Source organism: Ureibacillus chungkukjangi (genome assembly GCF_044795995.1).
In the GTDB taxonomy this organism is placed as follows: Bacteria; Bacillota; Bacilli; order Bacillales_A; family Planococcaceae; genus Ureibacillus; species Ureibacillus chungkukjangi.
Map to the genome: position 1 here is coordinate 639,192 of NZ_CP085009.1, position 14,867 is coordinate 654,058.

19 protein-coding genes are annotated in these 14,867 nt (G+C 37.3%); 11 read left to right on the forward strand and 8 right to left on the reverse strand.

Annotation, left to right across the window (positions count from 1 at the left end; genetic code table 11):
- The first annotated feature begins 9 nt into the window (after positions 1-9).
- From LG296_RS03300 to LG296_RS03325, 6 genes are all read left to right on the forward strand, one after another.
- Positions 10-567, forward strand: coding sequence for a GNAT family N-acetyltransferase (locus LG296_RS03300; protein WP_404427451.1), 558 nt, complete (start codon positions 10-12; stop codon positions 565-567).
- Positions 568-673: 106 nt separating this feature from the next.
- Complete coding sequence (locus LG296_RS03305; RefSeq protein WP_404427452.1) at positions 674-1,552, forward strand: GyrI-like domain-containing protein; 879 nt, start codon at positions 674-676, stop codon at positions 1,550-1,552.
- 111 nt (positions 1,553-1,663) lie between these two features.
- The gene (locus tag LG296_RS03310; RefSeq protein WP_404427453.1) at positions 1,664-3,100 is read left to right on the forward strand and encodes a YcdB/YcdC domain-containing protein; all 1,437 of its coding nucleotides are present in this window, start codon (positions 1,664-1,666) and stop codon (positions 3,098-3,100) included.
- Positions 3,101-3,149: 49 nt separating this feature from the next.
- Positions 3,150-3,599 (forward strand): hypothetical protein, encoded by a 450-nt coding sequence (locus tag LG296_RS03315; RefSeq protein ID WP_404427454.1) that lies wholly within the window; start codon positions 3,150-3,152, stop codon positions 3,597-3,599.
- 67 nt (positions 3,600-3,666) lie between these two features.
- Entirely contained in the window at positions 3,667-4,203 is a 537-nt protein-coding gene (locus LG296_RS03320; RefSeq protein WP_404427455.1) for a GNAT family N-acetyltransferase, read from the forward strand.
- 4 nt (positions 4,204-4,207) lie between these two features.
- Positions 4,208-5,017, forward strand: coding sequence for a GNAT family N-acetyltransferase (locus LG296_RS03325; protein ID WP_404427456.1), 810 nt, complete (start codon positions 4,208-4,210; stop codon positions 5,015-5,017).
- 47 nt (positions 5,018-5,064) lie between these two features.
- Here LG296_RS03325 and LG296_RS03330 read toward each other — a convergent pair whose 3' ends face one another.
- From LG296_RS03330 to LG296_RS03340, 3 genes are all read right to left on the reverse strand, one after another.
- On the reverse strand, positions 5,065-5,601 hold the full coding sequence (locus LG296_RS03330) for a GNAT family N-acetyltransferase (protein ID WP_404427457.1): 537 nt from the start codon (positions 5,599-5,601) through the stop codon (positions 5,065-5,067).
- A 110-nt stretch (positions 5,602-5,711) separates the two neighbouring features.
- The gene (locus tag LG296_RS03335) at positions 5,712-6,734 is read right to left on the reverse strand and encodes a DUF4179 domain-containing protein (RefSeq protein ID WP_404427458.1); all 1,023 of its coding nucleotides are present in this window, start codon (positions 6,732-6,734) and stop codon (positions 5,712-5,714) included.
- On the reverse strand, positions 6,731-7,294 hold the full coding sequence (locus tag LG296_RS03340) for a sigma-70 family RNA polymerase sigma factor (RefSeq protein ID WP_251400270.1): 564 nt from the start codon (positions 7,292-7,294) through the stop codon (positions 6,731-6,733). Before LG296_RS03340 ends, LG296_RS03335 begins: the two co-directional genes overlap by 4 nt.
- 291 nt (positions 7,295-7,585) lie before the next feature.
- Between LG296_RS03340 and LG296_RS03345 the strand changes: the two genes are divergently transcribed.
- The 3 genes from LG296_RS03345 to LG296_RS03355 all read left to right on the forward strand — a co-directional run bounded on the left by LG296_RS03345 (position 7,586) and on the right by LG296_RS03355 (position 9,145).
- The gene (locus LG296_RS03345; protein ID WP_251400416.1) at positions 7,586-8,281 is read left to right on the forward strand and encodes an AIM24 family protein; all 696 of its coding nucleotides are present in this window, start codon (positions 7,586-7,588) and stop codon (positions 8,279-8,281) included.
- A gap of 92 nt (positions 8,282-8,373) precedes the next feature.
- Complete coding sequence (locus LG296_RS03350) at positions 8,374-8,538, forward strand: hypothetical protein (protein WP_251400272.1); 165 nt, start codon at positions 8,374-8,376, stop codon at positions 8,536-8,538.
- A gap of 115 nt (positions 8,539-8,653) precedes the next feature.
- Positions 8,654-9,145 carry a YndM family protein gene (locus tag LG296_RS03355; protein ID WP_251400274.1) on the forward strand — a complete coding sequence of 164 codons (492 nt, stop codon included), beginning with the start codon at positions 8,654-8,656 and terminating at the stop codon, positions 9,143-9,145.
- A 400-nt stretch (positions 9,146-9,545) separates the two neighbouring features.
- On the opposite strand, the gene LG296_RS03360 is transcribed toward LG296_RS03355, so the two are convergent.
- A complete protein-coding gene (locus LG296_RS03360) occupies positions 9,546-10,547 on the reverse strand; it encodes an NAD(P)/FAD-dependent oxidoreductase (protein ID WP_404427459.1) in 1,002 nt (333 codons plus the stop codon).
- 213 nt (positions 10,548-10,760) lie between these two features.
- Between LG296_RS03360 and LG296_RS03365 the strand changes: the two genes are divergently transcribed.
- On the forward strand, positions 10,761-11,432 hold the full coding sequence (locus LG296_RS03365; RefSeq protein ID WP_404427460.1) for an HAD-IA family hydrolase: 672 nt from the start codon (positions 10,761-10,763) through the stop codon (positions 11,430-11,432).
- A 250-nt stretch (positions 11,433-11,682) separates the two neighbouring features.
- Here LG296_RS03365 and LG296_RS03370 read toward each other — a convergent pair whose 3' ends face one another.
- The 4 genes from LG296_RS03370 to LG296_RS03385 all read right to left on the reverse strand — a co-directional run bounded on the left by LG296_RS03370 (position 11,683) and on the right by LG296_RS03385 (position 14,449).
- Positions 11,683-12,819, reverse strand: coding sequence for a zinc-dependent alcohol dehydrogenase (locus LG296_RS03370; RefSeq protein ID WP_251400279.1), 1,137 nt, complete (start codon positions 12,817-12,819; stop codon positions 11,683-11,685).
- Between the two features lie 21 nt (positions 12,820-12,840).
- The gene (locus LG296_RS03375; protein ID WP_107931969.1) at positions 12,841-13,203 is read right to left on the reverse strand and encodes a spore coat protein; all 363 of its coding nucleotides are present in this window, start codon (positions 13,201-13,203) and stop codon (positions 12,841-12,843) included.
- A 13-nt stretch (positions 13,204-13,216) separates the two neighbouring features.
- On the reverse strand, positions 13,217-13,426 hold the full coding sequence (locus LG296_RS03380; RefSeq protein ID WP_107931971.1) for a spore coat protein: 210 nt from the start codon (positions 13,424-13,426) through the stop codon (positions 13,217-13,219).
- A gap of 141 nt (positions 13,427-13,567) precedes the next feature.
- On the reverse strand, positions 13,568-14,449 hold the full coding sequence (locus LG296_RS03385; protein WP_404427958.1) for an SDR family oxidoreductase: 882 nt from the start codon (positions 14,447-14,449) through the stop codon (positions 13,568-13,570).
- Between the two features lie 172 nt (positions 14,450-14,621).
- Between LG296_RS03385 and LG296_RS03390 the strand changes: the two genes are divergently transcribed.
- Positions 14,622-14,786: a hypothetical protein gene (locus tag LG296_RS03390; RefSeq protein WP_404427461.1), complete on the forward strand. Its 165-nt coding sequence runs from the start codon at positions 14,622-14,624 to the stop codon at positions 14,784-14,786.
- Positions 14,787-14,867: the final 81 nt, after the last annotated feature.

Consider the following 14,867-nt stretch of genomic DNA (forward strand, 5'->3'; position numbering starts at 1 on the left):
GAAATGAAATTGAATATAGATATACCAACAGAATTTGAAACAGAAAGATTAACATTGCGAGCTCCGAGAATTGGGGACGGTAGTATCGTAAACAAAGCAATTAGAGAATCAATAAATGAATTGAAATTGTGGTTACCATTTGCACAAACAACCCCAACTATGGAAGAAACAGAATTAAATCTAAGAGAAGCATCCGCTCGTTTTTTCAATAGAGAAAGTATGCGGTATCTTATATTCCGTAAAGAATGTAATGAGTTTATTGGGGTAACGAGCTTTGAAGGTGTCAGCTGGGATATCCCTAAAACTCAAATTGGGTATTGGATAAATACCAAATATAATGGGAACGGTTATATGAAAGAAGCAGTAGAGGCATTAACAAATCTGGGCTTGAACAAAATTCAATTTAATCGAATCGAGATTAGGTGTGAATCTACAAATATAAAAAGTCGTGCCATTCCTGAAAAGCTAGGTTTTGAGTTGGAAGGTATTTTGAAAAATGAAGATTTGTCCGCAGATGGCAGTAAACTGACAGACACATGTATTTATGCAAAGGTGCAAACTGAATAGTAAATTATTTCCTGAAGTTCAGTTGATCCCCCTACATAATGGTGCACGAAATGTCGGATGGATACACTCAGCTCCTGCTATTGTATAGATGAAAGGAGGTCATATAATGGATTCGCTAAAAAGTATGAATGATGCCATGAAGTATATCGAAGAGAACCTTATGAATGAAATAGACTTCAAGGTGGTGGCAAGAATAGCGCACTGCTCGGAATATCATTTTAAAAGGATGTTTTCATTCCTTGCAGGTATCCCGCTCTCGGAATACATCCGACGTAGAAGACTTAGTTTGGCAGCATTGGAGTTAAACAGTAGTAGCATGAAGATAATTGATGTTGCCATCAAATATGGATACAATTCACCGGACTCTTTTACTAGAGCTTTTCAAAATTTGCATGGTATAACCCCTTCGGAAGCAAGAGCTAATGGCAAGCCACTAAAAGCCTATCCTCTAATGACCTTTCAATTATCCATTAAAGGAGGAAATGAGATGAATTATCGAATTGAAGAAAAAGAGGCATTTAACATAGTTGGTATTATGAAAAGAGTTCCGATTATTTTTGAAGGGGAAAACCCGGAAATTACAGCGATGTGGAAATCTTTGACTATGGAGAAAATAACGCAACTAAAAAGTCTCTCTAACGTTGAACCGACAGGAATAATTCAAGCATCGACAAACTTTTCGGAAGGACGCATGGAAGAAAAGGGGGAGCTTGATCAGTATATAGGAGTAGCAACAACGAAAATCTGCCCCGAAGACTATTCAAAGCTTGAAGTACCTGCGTCAACGTGGGCAATATTCGAATCCTCAGGTCCATTTCCGAGCACACTACAGGAAACATGGGGAAGGATTTATTCTGAGTGGTTTCCATCCTCCAGTTACCAAGTAGCGCAAGGTCCAGAAATCCTGTCGATTAAAACGAAAGATTTAACGTCTTCAATGGTAGAATGCGAAATTTGGCTTCCTGTTCAGAAAAATAATTTATAAAAAAATCATCTCTCCTCAAAGAATTTGTAAGAGGGGAGGTGATTTTTATTTTGGATATATATGTTAATATTGTTATTAACAGTATTTCAATAACGTAGGAGGTGCTTTACGTTGAATAAAGATCAGTTAAAGGAACGAGCATTATCCTTAGTCGAGCTGCCTGATCATCTTAATCTATTAATAGAAGAAGTGGCTGAGGATGAGAATGGCGAAGGGCAAGCAATGTTTACGTGGGCTGATGAGCAACAAGAGGAAGGGATTTCGGTAAGCCTCGATTCGAATGGGAATTTAACTAGTTTATCAATTGAACGAAATGAACCAACTAACGGGGTGTTTTCACTAAACGAGACACAACTTAAAGGAAAGGCGGAGCAGTTTTTAAGCAGCCATTATCCAGATGCTTTACAAAAGCTAACTCTATTTACTACCCCAGAAATAGAGGGTGCCTACCGCTTTAACTATGAACAAATAGTGATGGGCCTACCGTTACCTCGAACTGGATTCTATATAGATGTTGAACCAAGTGGAGGAGTTATCGGATTTAAATATTTTGGAATTAAAGATGAGCCATCTATTCCTGAGACATTGATAGAAAAAGAAAAATTGTTTCAGTATGTCCAAACACAGCTTGATTTGCAGCCTTTAATAGCGAACTTAAATTCTGCGATTCATGATGTTAGGGAAGAAGGACTGCATCTTGTTTATGATATTGACCTTCTCATGAACTACAAAGCAGATGCTGTCCAGTCGACTTTAACTATTATTCATGATGAGGATTCGCCGAGCCAATATGTTCCACTGCCTAAAGCCAATACAGTAGCAATAGAAGCAGCTTCTATTGAAGAAGTCATCGGTATTCCTGCCGAGATGGAAGTCGTTCGTAAAGTAGAGTTGGGAAAAGAGGTAGGGATTGTTTGGCGAGAACGTGGATGGAAACAAAATAAAAAAGATTTATCGGTAGATAGCTTTTTACAGAGTCACAATGAAGATACCGTAAAGGCTTTCATTTCAAAAGATTCAGAGAAGGTTAGAGGTTTTGTCTGGTTTAAGGAAAGAAATGGTGACCTTTGTCTTGAACGTGAGGAATGCTATGAAAAGGCCCTCGATTTTTTACAAATGCTTACGCCAAATTTCTATCAATATTTGCAATTAAAGGTACATGATAACGATGACGACTTTGAAGAGCCTGGAGCAAAAGAAACCTTTAGTTTTCGAGTGCAGAGCAAACAGGGAATACAAATTTTTTTAGAATTGGTAATAGTGTCAGTAAATCGACATACAGGTTTAATCGATTATTATAGTGGCCCTAGCTTTGACTTTGACCAACTAGAAAGTATTCCTTCTGACCCGGTTATTTCAAAGGAAGAAGCGCACAAAATTTTTCTGAAATCTTTAGATTTTGAATTAGCGTGGGATAAAAACTATGGAGATGAAGATGGAGAGAACGAGGAATACTCACTCATCTATCGAGCATGTGACCGTCATACAAAAAGAGTGATTCGATATATTGATGCGATGACAGGGTCAATAATTCTCGAAAAAGAATAACTACTAGTGAACTTAATAGGCAATTTAATCAGTAAGGAAGGAAAATTTTATGAATAAAAAACTCTTAATCTTGTTAATAGTGTCGTATCTATTAGCATTTTCAATAAACTTAATGCCTGCCATAAAGTATCCGGATCTGCAAATTGCTATGCTCAATTTCCTTGTATCCTTAGTTTTTATGGCTTTCATAGTAATCTGCCTTAAAACAGGAAGTCAAAAATTGAAAAAATTTATAATTGGAGGAACGTATGCGGGCATAGTGATCTTCTTTATTTCAGAGTTGGAGACCTACTACATTTCGGGAAGTAGTATTTTCGACGTCATAGCCTCTATCCAATATCCAGTCTATTTAATTTTTATTGTGCCGTTATTCGGCATGAACCTTCTTTTAGACACAAGCTACGAGATGTTTTCATTAATGACAATAATCTTTTACTTGGTTGTATGGGGCATTATAGATTACTTTCAGAAGAAACAAGTTCGTTTGCATAATCTCTAAGACAATTAGGAAATTAATCTATTTGGATTTGGGCTTAGGTAATTCAAATTGAGTTAGGAGAGGTTTTATGTTCCCAGTATTAGAAACCGAAAGACTACGCTTAAGAGAAATAACAAAAGAGGACGCAGAAGGAATTTTTGCTTGTTTCTCAAATGAGGCAGTCACTAGGTATTATGGTGAAGAGACACTACAGCAAATCGAGCAAGCCGAGAAATTTGTTGATTTCTTTGCAAAAAGCTTCGAAGCAAAACGGGGTATTCGTTGGGGTATTGAGGTAAAAAGGACAAAAGGGATTATTGGTACAATCGGCTTTAATGGTTGGTCTCCAAAGCATAGAAAAGCTGAAATCGGTTATGAAATTCATCCTGACTACTGGAGAAAGGGCTATACAACAGAAGCCTTATCAAAGGTTCTCCCTTATGGGTTTGATGTGATGGGCTTATCACGAATAGGGGCGATTGTTTTCATAGAGAATGAAGCTTCTAATAATTTACTTATCAAACTAGGCTTTAAAAAAGAGGGAGTTTTACGGGAGAATATATATCATAATGGGGCTTCTCATGATACAAATGTCTATTCGATCCTGAAAAATGAGAGAAGGTGACACAGTGACAGTAGTTTTAAACCATGAATTGGCACAAAGGTTGGAGCAGTCTGAAATAGATTGCTTGGAATCTAGATTATCAGCGATTCAGCAGCTTCAAGGGAATCCAATGGGGGTCGAAATTCAAAAGTTTGGTTATGCAACTACCTTTTCAGTACGAAATATCCCAGGTCCCTCCTTCAATACAGTAAAGGGATTAAAGACAGGGGATGAACCCTGTATTGAAGAGATTCGGAATTTTTACAAGCAAAAAGAAATACCGGCTCGATTTGAACTAGCACCAGCTAACACCTCTTCAGAATTACTTACTTGCCTTAGTAGGGCGGGCTATTATCATCACGATTTTCATACAGCTTTGTACGGGACGCTCTCAAAGAAAACTAAAATCGAAATTCAATCTAACATCAGGATTCGCAAGCTGGACAGGGACGAATTTGATACCTTTGCTGATATTTACGTAAAAGGATTTGGGATGCCAGATTTTCTTAAAAACGGCGTCGCTCAGAATAATAAAATTCTCTATGATATTGAGGGCTGGACATTTTATCTTGCTACGTATGAAAATGTACCTGCAGGGATAGGTGTTTTATTCATAAAGGATGACATTGCTACTCTTGCTGCGGCAGCAACTATTACTTCCTTAAGAAATAGAGGTATCCAAAGTGCATTAATCAACCACCGTATCAACGAGGCGATTGATAAAGACTGTAGCTTAATAGTGGGGCAAGCAAAATATGGATTTGTCAGTCAAAATAATATGGAAAGAGCAGGATTGCAGGTTGCCTATACGAAAGCAATTTGGACAGAAAAGTAAATATAAAAAAGGCGTTAGTCCAGTGATTAACGCCAAATTTGCTTCGTCTAATGAGCTACCTTTTTTAACCTTTCTAACACTTCATCCACACTATCCCATTCATAAATGAGTTCATTCAGAACTTTTCCGCCAATTTTAATTTGAGTGGTTGAATATAACTTGGCGCCATAATATTCATAAAAATGGCGTGTTTTATTCTCTGCTAAAACATCAACAAATATCTTTTGAAGACCCAAGCTTTTAAAGTGCAAGAATATGTGCTGAAGGATGTTCTTTCCGATTCCTTGGCCTTGATATTCTTCAAGCAAGTAGATAGATGTTAAGTCGCTTGAATTTGGCGTCGAATTTTCTTCTCTTTTTGAAGCACTAGCAAAGCCAATGATTTTGCCTTCTTCATCCTCTGCCACAGCCACATAATTATCTTCTTCTGCGAGGTTCCGATTCCAAAGCTCAGTTCTTTGCTCATAGGATAACTTATTTAAAAAATCATCCGGGATAATCCCTTTATAGGTCGTCCGCCAGCTGTCTACATGAACCTTTGCAATTCCAGCAGCATCCGCCATAACCGCTTTTCGTACTTGCATTCCAACACCTCCATAGATAACTATTTCTATAAATATGTGGAAATTCCTTTAGATATCAAAATGAAATGCCTCTATAGAAGGAAACTGGTTCCATATAAAGGCACACATTTTTATTTTAAATCAATTACGATTGGTTCAAGTTCAATTTCGGTATGAGCTAACCCTGACATCTCACTCGCGATTTCGATTGGGGTGATGATGAGCTGACTAGCACCATCTTGAATTTTACCAAACCCGGTCGTGCCATTATAGAGCTTGCCGTTTTCCCTAGATACACCGCCTCCGTTTGTACCATCCACATATACATGCCCTAAATTATCTTTAATTCGGAAAGTGGGTGTTACCATTGGCCATTTAGAAACCAGTTCATCAGTCACGACTTGTTCGTAGGTAATAACTGTTGAAACATCTGTAAATTCAATAGTTTGCAATGTAAAGTTAATCCCTTCTTGTCCGACCGTTTGATTAACATGCTGTAAATTGCCTTTTAAACGCTCTAATGAGAAGGAGAATGACCAGTCACCTTTAACCTCCAGATCATTCGCTAAACTTATAAAAGCTTTTGGGGTCCAAGTTACTTCCACTTTTTCTGGATAGACATCATTTTCAAAACTAGGGGTGAAGGTGGATATTCCTATATAGCTTGTATCACTAATTCGTTTAATTTCCTCTGTTCCATCAAGGGCGTGTGAACCAGTCACATCAAACCAATTCGGCGCTTTTTCCTGCATCGTCTCGCCAAAATCATGTTCTGTCTCAATTGCGTAAGTCACTGTAATATTAGTACCATCATATACTGCGTCATCAATCATGATAGTAATACCATTGCTCGATTGTGTAAGATTGAAATCTGTAGAGAAGTCCTCAAAAGCCTCATATCGATGCTCTTCATCATTGAAAAGTTGGATGACGTTGTTCATAAAAGGAAGCTGTGATGCAAGCGAAGGGAAGGCGAATCCTGATGCAGTAGTTGCACTGATAATGATAATAGAAGCAACAGCAATATTACGTAAAAGGGATGTTTTTTTTCGTTTTTTTACAACGTACTGCTTAACACGAGTTTTTTCGAACTCTGTTACATCTAGTAACTCCAGCTGATCAATATCTAAATCGAGCCATTCTTTCTCTGTCATACAAATCGCTCCTTTAACTTTTCATTTTTGGCTAAAACTTTCTTACCTCTATATAGCCGATTATCAACAGCCGCCTTTGATAAACCAAGCTGGTTTGCTATTTCTAAATTTGAGAGCTCCAAAAAGTATTTCATTATAAAAATGTCGCGGTCGATTACTTCTAGTTGACTAACAGCAAATAATATTTCATTTTTAGCTTCTCGTTTTAGAACAGTTTGGTCTGTTTGTATCTTGCTAGCTTTCTGTTCAAGGGGTTCATAAGATTGTTCGATTGACATTAGCTTTTCAGCCTGTCGATACCGATCGATGGCTTTGTACTTTGCAATCATACCAATCCATTTTTTAAAGTCGTCTGCCTCGCCATTAAATTGATGGGCATTTTGCCAAACTGTAAGAAAGACGTCGTTTACACATTCTTCGATATCAGGGTGCTTCATATTGTGTAAAATTTTTGTTGCTATCGTTTTTACTAGGGGCAAATAAGCTTCGATTATATAGTCAAGGGCGTCTTCTTTTTGTTTCTTTAATCGGCTTATAAAATTTGTCGATGAACACTTCATTCACATCGCTCCTTATGTAGTGAAAAACTTTTCATAATGTACAACGAACAGTTAGATAAGATATTCTCAAAAAAATAATTCAAAAGATAAAAAGTTTGTAAGTTGTAAAACCTATAATAAACGAAGCCTGTTTGTACTCATTTTACTTTATAACGAATGATACTTGTGACTAAGTAGGAATAAACTGTAAGGCTAATTAATAAAATCGATTTGGTTCATAAAAAGAATGGAAGTCATGAAACTAAATCAGAATGTTTAACGTATATGTTAAATAATGGAGGGGATCGTATGGTGAATCGATATTCGATTGAAGAATTCATAAAAAATACAGAGCAGGTAGATAAGGGAGAAGGGTTATTTGAATTAGAAACACCTCGTATTTTAGAGGTGAATCTTGATGGGCTAGTGTGGGCAAAGTCGGGGGCAATGATTTCTTATAATGGCAAGATTAAATTCGAGCGTGAAGGAATTTTAGAAAACGGAATTGGTCATTTATTTAAAAAAGCATTCACAGGTGAAGGTGCTACCCTTATGAAGGCGAATGGAAAAGGGAAATTGTATTTGGCTGATATGGGTAAAAAAATAATTATTTTAAAATTGCAAAATGAAGCTATCCATGTAAATGGCAATGATCTGTTGGCATTCGAGCCATCCATTAAGCACAATATTAAGCTGATGAGAAAAGTAGCGGGAATGATGGCAGGTGGACTATTTAATGTTCGCTGTGAAGGAACAGGAATGGTTGCGATTACTACGCATTACGAGCCACTGACATTACGTGTTACGCCTGGCAATCCAGTTATTACAGATCCTAACGCTACAGTTGCTTGGTCAGGAAATTTGATGCCAGAGTTCCAGACGGATATTTCACTAAAAACCTTTGTCGGAAGAGGCAGTGGAGAATCAATCCAAATGCGTTTTGAAGGGGATGGCTTTGTGATTGTTCAGCCTTATGAAGAAGTGAACATGCAGGCTGGAGGTCAGTAATCTTAGCAATAAAATTCATTTAACATTATAATTTTCTCAGATAACAGCCCTTTCAATTCCTGGAAGGGTTCTTTGATTTAAGGAGGGTTTTCATGAGATGTGGATCAAAGTGCTTTTTGGTTGAATACGAGGTCAATGGTGAAATTCAAACGAGTCCAATCATAGCTAAAACGCCGGTAGAAGCACGAAAAACCATTCGAATAAAATATGGATCAGAACCTCTAATTTTATCCGTAAAAGAAGAAAAAAGAAGATAATATTTATAAAAACGTATTAGGTATTTTTTCCTCTATTGCTTTATTTCTTGACGTATGAAGGGTTTAGAACAGGATAGTCTAAACCTTAAGAAATAAAGAAGGGAGGAAGTTTATATTGAAGTATACGAAAGCGTTTTTTATTAAGCTAGCCATGACGTTAGTGGTCTTGTGGATAGTTTTAGGATTATTTTTTGGCGCTTCCTTTGGAAATATACTTCTTATTGGTACAATACTTACAATTGTTGCTTTTGTAGGAGATGTATTCATACTACCTAATGTTGGTAATTTTATGGCAGCAGCAGGGGACTTAGTTCTTGCCTTTTTTGGTGTTTGGGCATTGGGTACGATTCTATTTGGTGAAAGTATCGCAGTTCTCTCAGCTGCTTTTTTATCAGCCCTTTTTGTAGCTGTCGGAGAACTATATTTTCACCGTTATTATAGAGATCACGTAATGGGAGTTGTCGATGACCCAAAGCCAGCTTCCTACGGCAGAAATTATACAGCTTCAAATTTACAAACTGAGTTTTCAGAGGACTTTGATGAAGGCTTAGATAAGAAATCAAACAACGATATCACTAATAGTGAAGATGAAGGTCCTGTGAAATAAAAGTACTAAAAAAAGGGGGATGTGAATTTTACATCTCCTTTTTTGCTCTGCCGCTGTTCTGAGTGTTGAAAAAATAAGAGGGGAAATTCCGGTTAAATTAAAAAATACGCCCATTTTCCTTGAAATAACGGTAATATTTCCAATTAAATTGCTAGAATCCTTTAATTCTGTCTCCTTATGAGCAGTTAAGCGAAATATTTCCCCTTATTTCAGCTTTTTAAGCTCCAAAATACAAAATAACAGGAAATTTCCCTTCTATTGCATGCTTCGCTCTAAAGTAGGAAGAATGGTGAAACTCCTTTATTGAACTGCACCATCGAATGTTAGCTTGTATCTCCCAATTGGGTTCAGTTCATTTCAAATTATGAATCCAATAGCTTAGATTTTCACGTTTTGTTCTTTATTTACCATTAAACATATCAGAGCTGTGCGGTACATGGGCACGAGTTGTGGGGTCGATATAATGTTTGGCAGCATTGATGGCAATTGTTGCTTCACCAAAGCCTGTGGCGATTAGCTTTACTTTTCCTTCATAGTCACAAACATCGCCAACTGCATAAATCCCTTCAAGATTTGTCTCCATTTTAGAGCTTACATTAATGGAAATTTTGCTCATATCTAATCCCCAGTCATTTAGGGCACCTAGTGAGGACGTGAAGCCATAATTTACAACCAGCTCATTTGCTTCTAGTGTTTCGAATTCACCAGTCTCACCGTTTTTAAAGATGACTTTTTGCAATTTTCCATCCTCACCCAATAACTCTGTAGGAACAAGCGGCGTTTTAATTTGTACGGATGATTTTTTTAATTGCTCGACACTGTGCTCATGGGCGGTGAACTTATCACGTCTATGAATAATCGTTACACTTTCCGCAATAGGCTCCAGCATTAACGCCCAATCTACTGCTGAATCACCACCACCTAAAACAATGACCTTCTTTCCTTTGAACAAGCTCATATCATTGATAAAGTAATGCAGGGACTTTCCTTCGAAGTTTTCAGCATTATCAATAGATAGTTTTCTTGGCTGGAATGCACCTAAACCAGCGGCGATAATTAGGGTTTTTGTCATATGAATTTCTTTGTCGGTTGTGAGCTTCAACACACCATTTTTTAGTTTTCCATAGCCTTGAATCGTTTGCTCAAGGACAAATGTTTGTTCAAATAGTCCTAGCTGCTCCACTAAATTGTCGATTAGTTGTTTTGCTCGTACCTTAGGGAAGGCTGCAACATCATAGATATATTTTTCGGGATAAATAACAGAAGGGCGACCTCCAAGCTGGGGGAGACTCTCGATTATTTTGACAGACAAGTTACGCATACCTGCATAGAAAGCGGTAAACAGACCTACAGGACCGCCACCAACGATTGTCACATCATAAATTTTTTCATCAGTTTTCATTTTACTCACTCATTTTCTTTTTTGTTATTAACATATTTATGTGGAGTATTCCCTAAATGATAGGATTTATTAGGCTTGAATATGACAATTTTTCGTACTTTAAGTTTAGTAGGTGAGTTGTAGTAGGTTTTTAACGACCTATAAAATTTTGCTAATGGATAGGAGCATACCTTAAAATGGGAAATAACCAATAAAAATGAGGGGTTACTTAAAATGAGATATATTATTTTTGATTTTGATGGAACTTTAGCTGATTCAAGCACTGTTTTTATGGATGCGTGGAATACATATGCAGAAACCTTTAAGTATTATTCCGTTAAGAGTGAAGACATTATTGCTACAAGAAATTTAAATTTGCATCAAAGAGCAAAGCTGTTCAATTTTCCAATGCACAAACTGCCGATTATATTGCCGAAAATTTATAGCTACTTTAAGAATCATATTTTGGAAGTTAAGGTTTTTGAAGGCATTAAAGAAATGCTTGATATACTCTCTCAAAATGGTTATAAGATTATAATTCTGTCATCAAATGCCCAGGAAAATATTGAAATGCTGTTAAAGCAGGAACAAATTCATACTGTATCCCAGGTACTTACATCCAGCAAATTATTTGGGAAGGATGCAGTATTGAAGAAATTTATAAATAAGCATCAGCTCATACCTGAAAATGTGCTATATGTTGGAGACGAAGTGCGAGATATTATTGCCTGCAATAAGGTAGGACTGCCATTTATGTGGGTTAGTTGGGGATTGGACGGTTTGGATCTTGTAGAGAAGGAAAAGCCAAAGTATGTTGTTCATACACCTCAAGGCATAATTTCGACTTTGCTGCCCCAACTTATTTCCAGTAATCCAAGTAATGGAGAAAAAGAAAATATGATATAAATTAAAAAATCCCAACCATTAATTAAAATGGTTGGGCAAAAATAACTCTACTCATATTTTCACTTAAATTATAGTGAAATGGCTAAGTTAATAACCGTTCAAATTATTAACTTAACTTCATCATAGCTAGATTCGCGCTTTTGCTCAATGCAATATTAATGGCAGGAAGTCATATAAGTGTTTAATATGGGGTTATTTAGTATATAAAAAGCATTAAAGGCAATTTGAAAAATCTAAAGCACCTTCAATATTAAGGCTTTAAAACAACCTTTATGCAATCCTCTGTTTTAGTATCAAAAATCTCATAGCCATGCTTTGCCTTGCTAAGAGGAAGGACATGGGTAACGATATCCCCAGCATTGATTTTGCCATCTTCTATTATATTATAGACATGAGGCATAATGTGGACAACCGGGGCTTGTCCTGTACGAATCGTTACATTCCTTTGGAAAATATCTCCGAGAGGGAAGGCGTTATAGCGTCCACCATAAACACCTGTTAGTTGAATCGTTCCGCCTTTTCTTACGGCTTGGCTTGCTGTGACTATGGCACCCATTGCTCCACTTTGTAGTTTTAGACCACTTGCAAGGAACTCCAAAGGCGTCATTTTTCCGCTCATCCCGACGCAATCAATTACAACATCAGCGCCACCTTTAGTGATTTCCTTTAAATATTCGCCGCAATTTTCATGGTCTTCAAAATTAACGATTTCAACATTATTTGTTTTCTTTGCATGCTTTAATCGATAGCCAACATAGTCTACTGCAATAACTCTTTCAGCTCCCTTTAACCACGTGAATTTTTGCGCTAATAATCCAATAGGTCCGCAGCCAAGAATAACAACTGTATCGCCTTTTTTTACTCCTGCATTTTCTACACTCCAGAAGGCTGTAGTTGCTGCATCTGCAAGGAGAACCAGACTTTCATCCGGAACTTCAGATTTCTCGGGGATTTTGAAGGGAATGAAATTACCATAAGGAACGCGCATATATTCTGCTTGACCTCCAGGAAATCCTCCAGTTGTATCAGAGTAACCGAAGTAAGCACCCATCTCGCCATTGTCATTGGCATTGTCACATTGGCTCTCGAGGTCATGATTGCAATACCAGCATTCTCCACAGGCGATATTAAAAGGAATGACAACTCGATCTCCTTTTTTAACCTTTGTTACACCTTTGCCAACCTCTTCAACAATGCCCATTGGTTCATGCCCGATGACATAGTCTTGTCCAAGATTCGGTATCATCCCGTGAAGTAAGTGTAAATCCGAACCACAAATAGCCGTTGTCGTTAATCGAACTATTATATCATCATTTTTTTTAATTTTAGGGTCCTTTACTTCCTTTACCTCAACGTTTTTGATTCCTTGAAAAGTAACAGCTTTCATAAAAAAATCCCTCGTTTTCTATTATTTTTTCGGTGGAGTAGGGAACATTCCTTTGCGATTCATGCTTTTAGGGAATAAGTCTAACTGTGCAATGCTAATCGCGTTTTCAGCCGATTTAATATCCAATTCTTTTTGACCTTCAAGATCATATGGTTTTAGCCATTCTTTCTTTAACATCAATTCGGATATCTCGAAATACAAGTCAATCATGACATTAAGCTGAGTTTGCATAATTTTTTGAAGAGCAGGGGAGGCAGTTTCTGTTAGGGCAATTGATAGGTTTCGAATCCCTGTTTTGGTTGTTAGCAAAAACTCTAACGCAACTCCCGAATCTGTAAGTTCAGGCATTCCAACTGAGTTAATAGGATCTAAATAGTCTTCCATATATGATGTCCTCCTAATATTCTAATTCCGATTTAGAATAGAGCTTAATCATGGCTTGCAGAGCTGGGGTAGATAACTTTACATTTTTGTCGAGTAAAGCACGTAAATCATCATCAAAAACAACACCTTGACTAAGTTTTGATTTAAGTAGACTAGTTGTCATAAAATTAATGACCTCATGAAATTCCATTGTTTCATGAAGGGCTAATTTCTTTTCGAACATGTAAACCGCACCTCCTGAATTTTCCTTTAAAAAGGCTTCCCTGTCGGAAAGTGATTTATTCAATTTCACCTTGTATTTAGAAAAAGTATTGAAAATAAAAAGCTCTGCAAGAAAATGACTCTTGCAGAACGCAAACCTAAATCATCCGAATATTTGCCCCCCATTAACATGCATAACCTGACCTGTCACGAATCGAGAATCATCTGAGGCAAGGTAAACAAAAGCTGGCGCTATTTCAAAAGGTTGACCTTGGCGATCCATCGGGTTACCTGCAAGTGGAACCTGGTCAGCAGAAAAGCTTGCAGGAATTAGAGGTGTCCAAAACTTCCCTGGTGCTATAGCATTTACACGAATTCCTTTGCGAACTAAATTTTTAGCTAAAGCCCGCGTAAATCCAACATTGGCGGCCTTTGTTGCCGTATAGTCCATTAGCTGATCATTGCCATCATAAGCAACAACAGAGGCTGTATTGATAATGGAGCTTCCGGCTTTTAAATGCTTTAATGCAGCACGAGTTGTATAAAAGTGAGAGTAGATATTCACTTTAAAAGTATCATCGAACTGTTCATCTGTAATATCAGTTAGCTCTAATTGTTGAAATTGAACTCCAACATGATTGCATAAAATATCTAGTCTCCCAAAAGCTTCAACGGTTTTTTCAACGATATCTACACATTGTTGCTTCTCTTTTAAATCACCCGGTAAAAGAAGACAACGCTGTCCAAGCTCTTCAATTCTATTTTTTGTTCGAATCGCATCCTCATGCTCATCTAAATAGGCAATTGCTACTTCTGCGCCTTCTTTTGCAAAGGCAATTGCAGCAGCAGCCCCCATTCCACTATCACCACCAGTTATTAGGACAACCTTTCCTTTAAGCTTGTCGCTTCCTTTATAATTTGGATTTTCAATAATCGGCTTGGGTACCATAAGACCTTCTATTCCAGGGTGACGGTATTGACGTTGCTCGGGGACTGTTAAGGCAACTTCCTCGTATTGAGTAATTTTTCCGAAATTCGGGTGCATCGGGTAATTTTGATTGTTCGGTTCCTTAGTCAACGTTTTTCAACCTCCAAAAACGATTTTCTGCTTACGATATGCAAGGCTGGAGTTGGGTGTGCATCCCGATTCTATGGACATATTGTTAAATGCTCGAATAACATAGGGGGAAACTCTTATTAATAGGAGGCTTAAAAGGATGAAATATTATTACAATCCGGAAGTGAAATATTTATTGATCAATCAGTCGAAGGAAAAGGAAACTATGCAATATCAATCGCTCAACATAAAGGTGCCTAAAATCGGACCAAGACCACCTTACTATATCCATCCGCGGTATGAAGCATATTATCCATTGATTTAGTTAGCTGAAAGAGCCATCTCGAATAGAGGAGATGGCTTCTTCGTTGTTGAAATAGGTAGGAATAGTAGATAATGAGGAAAG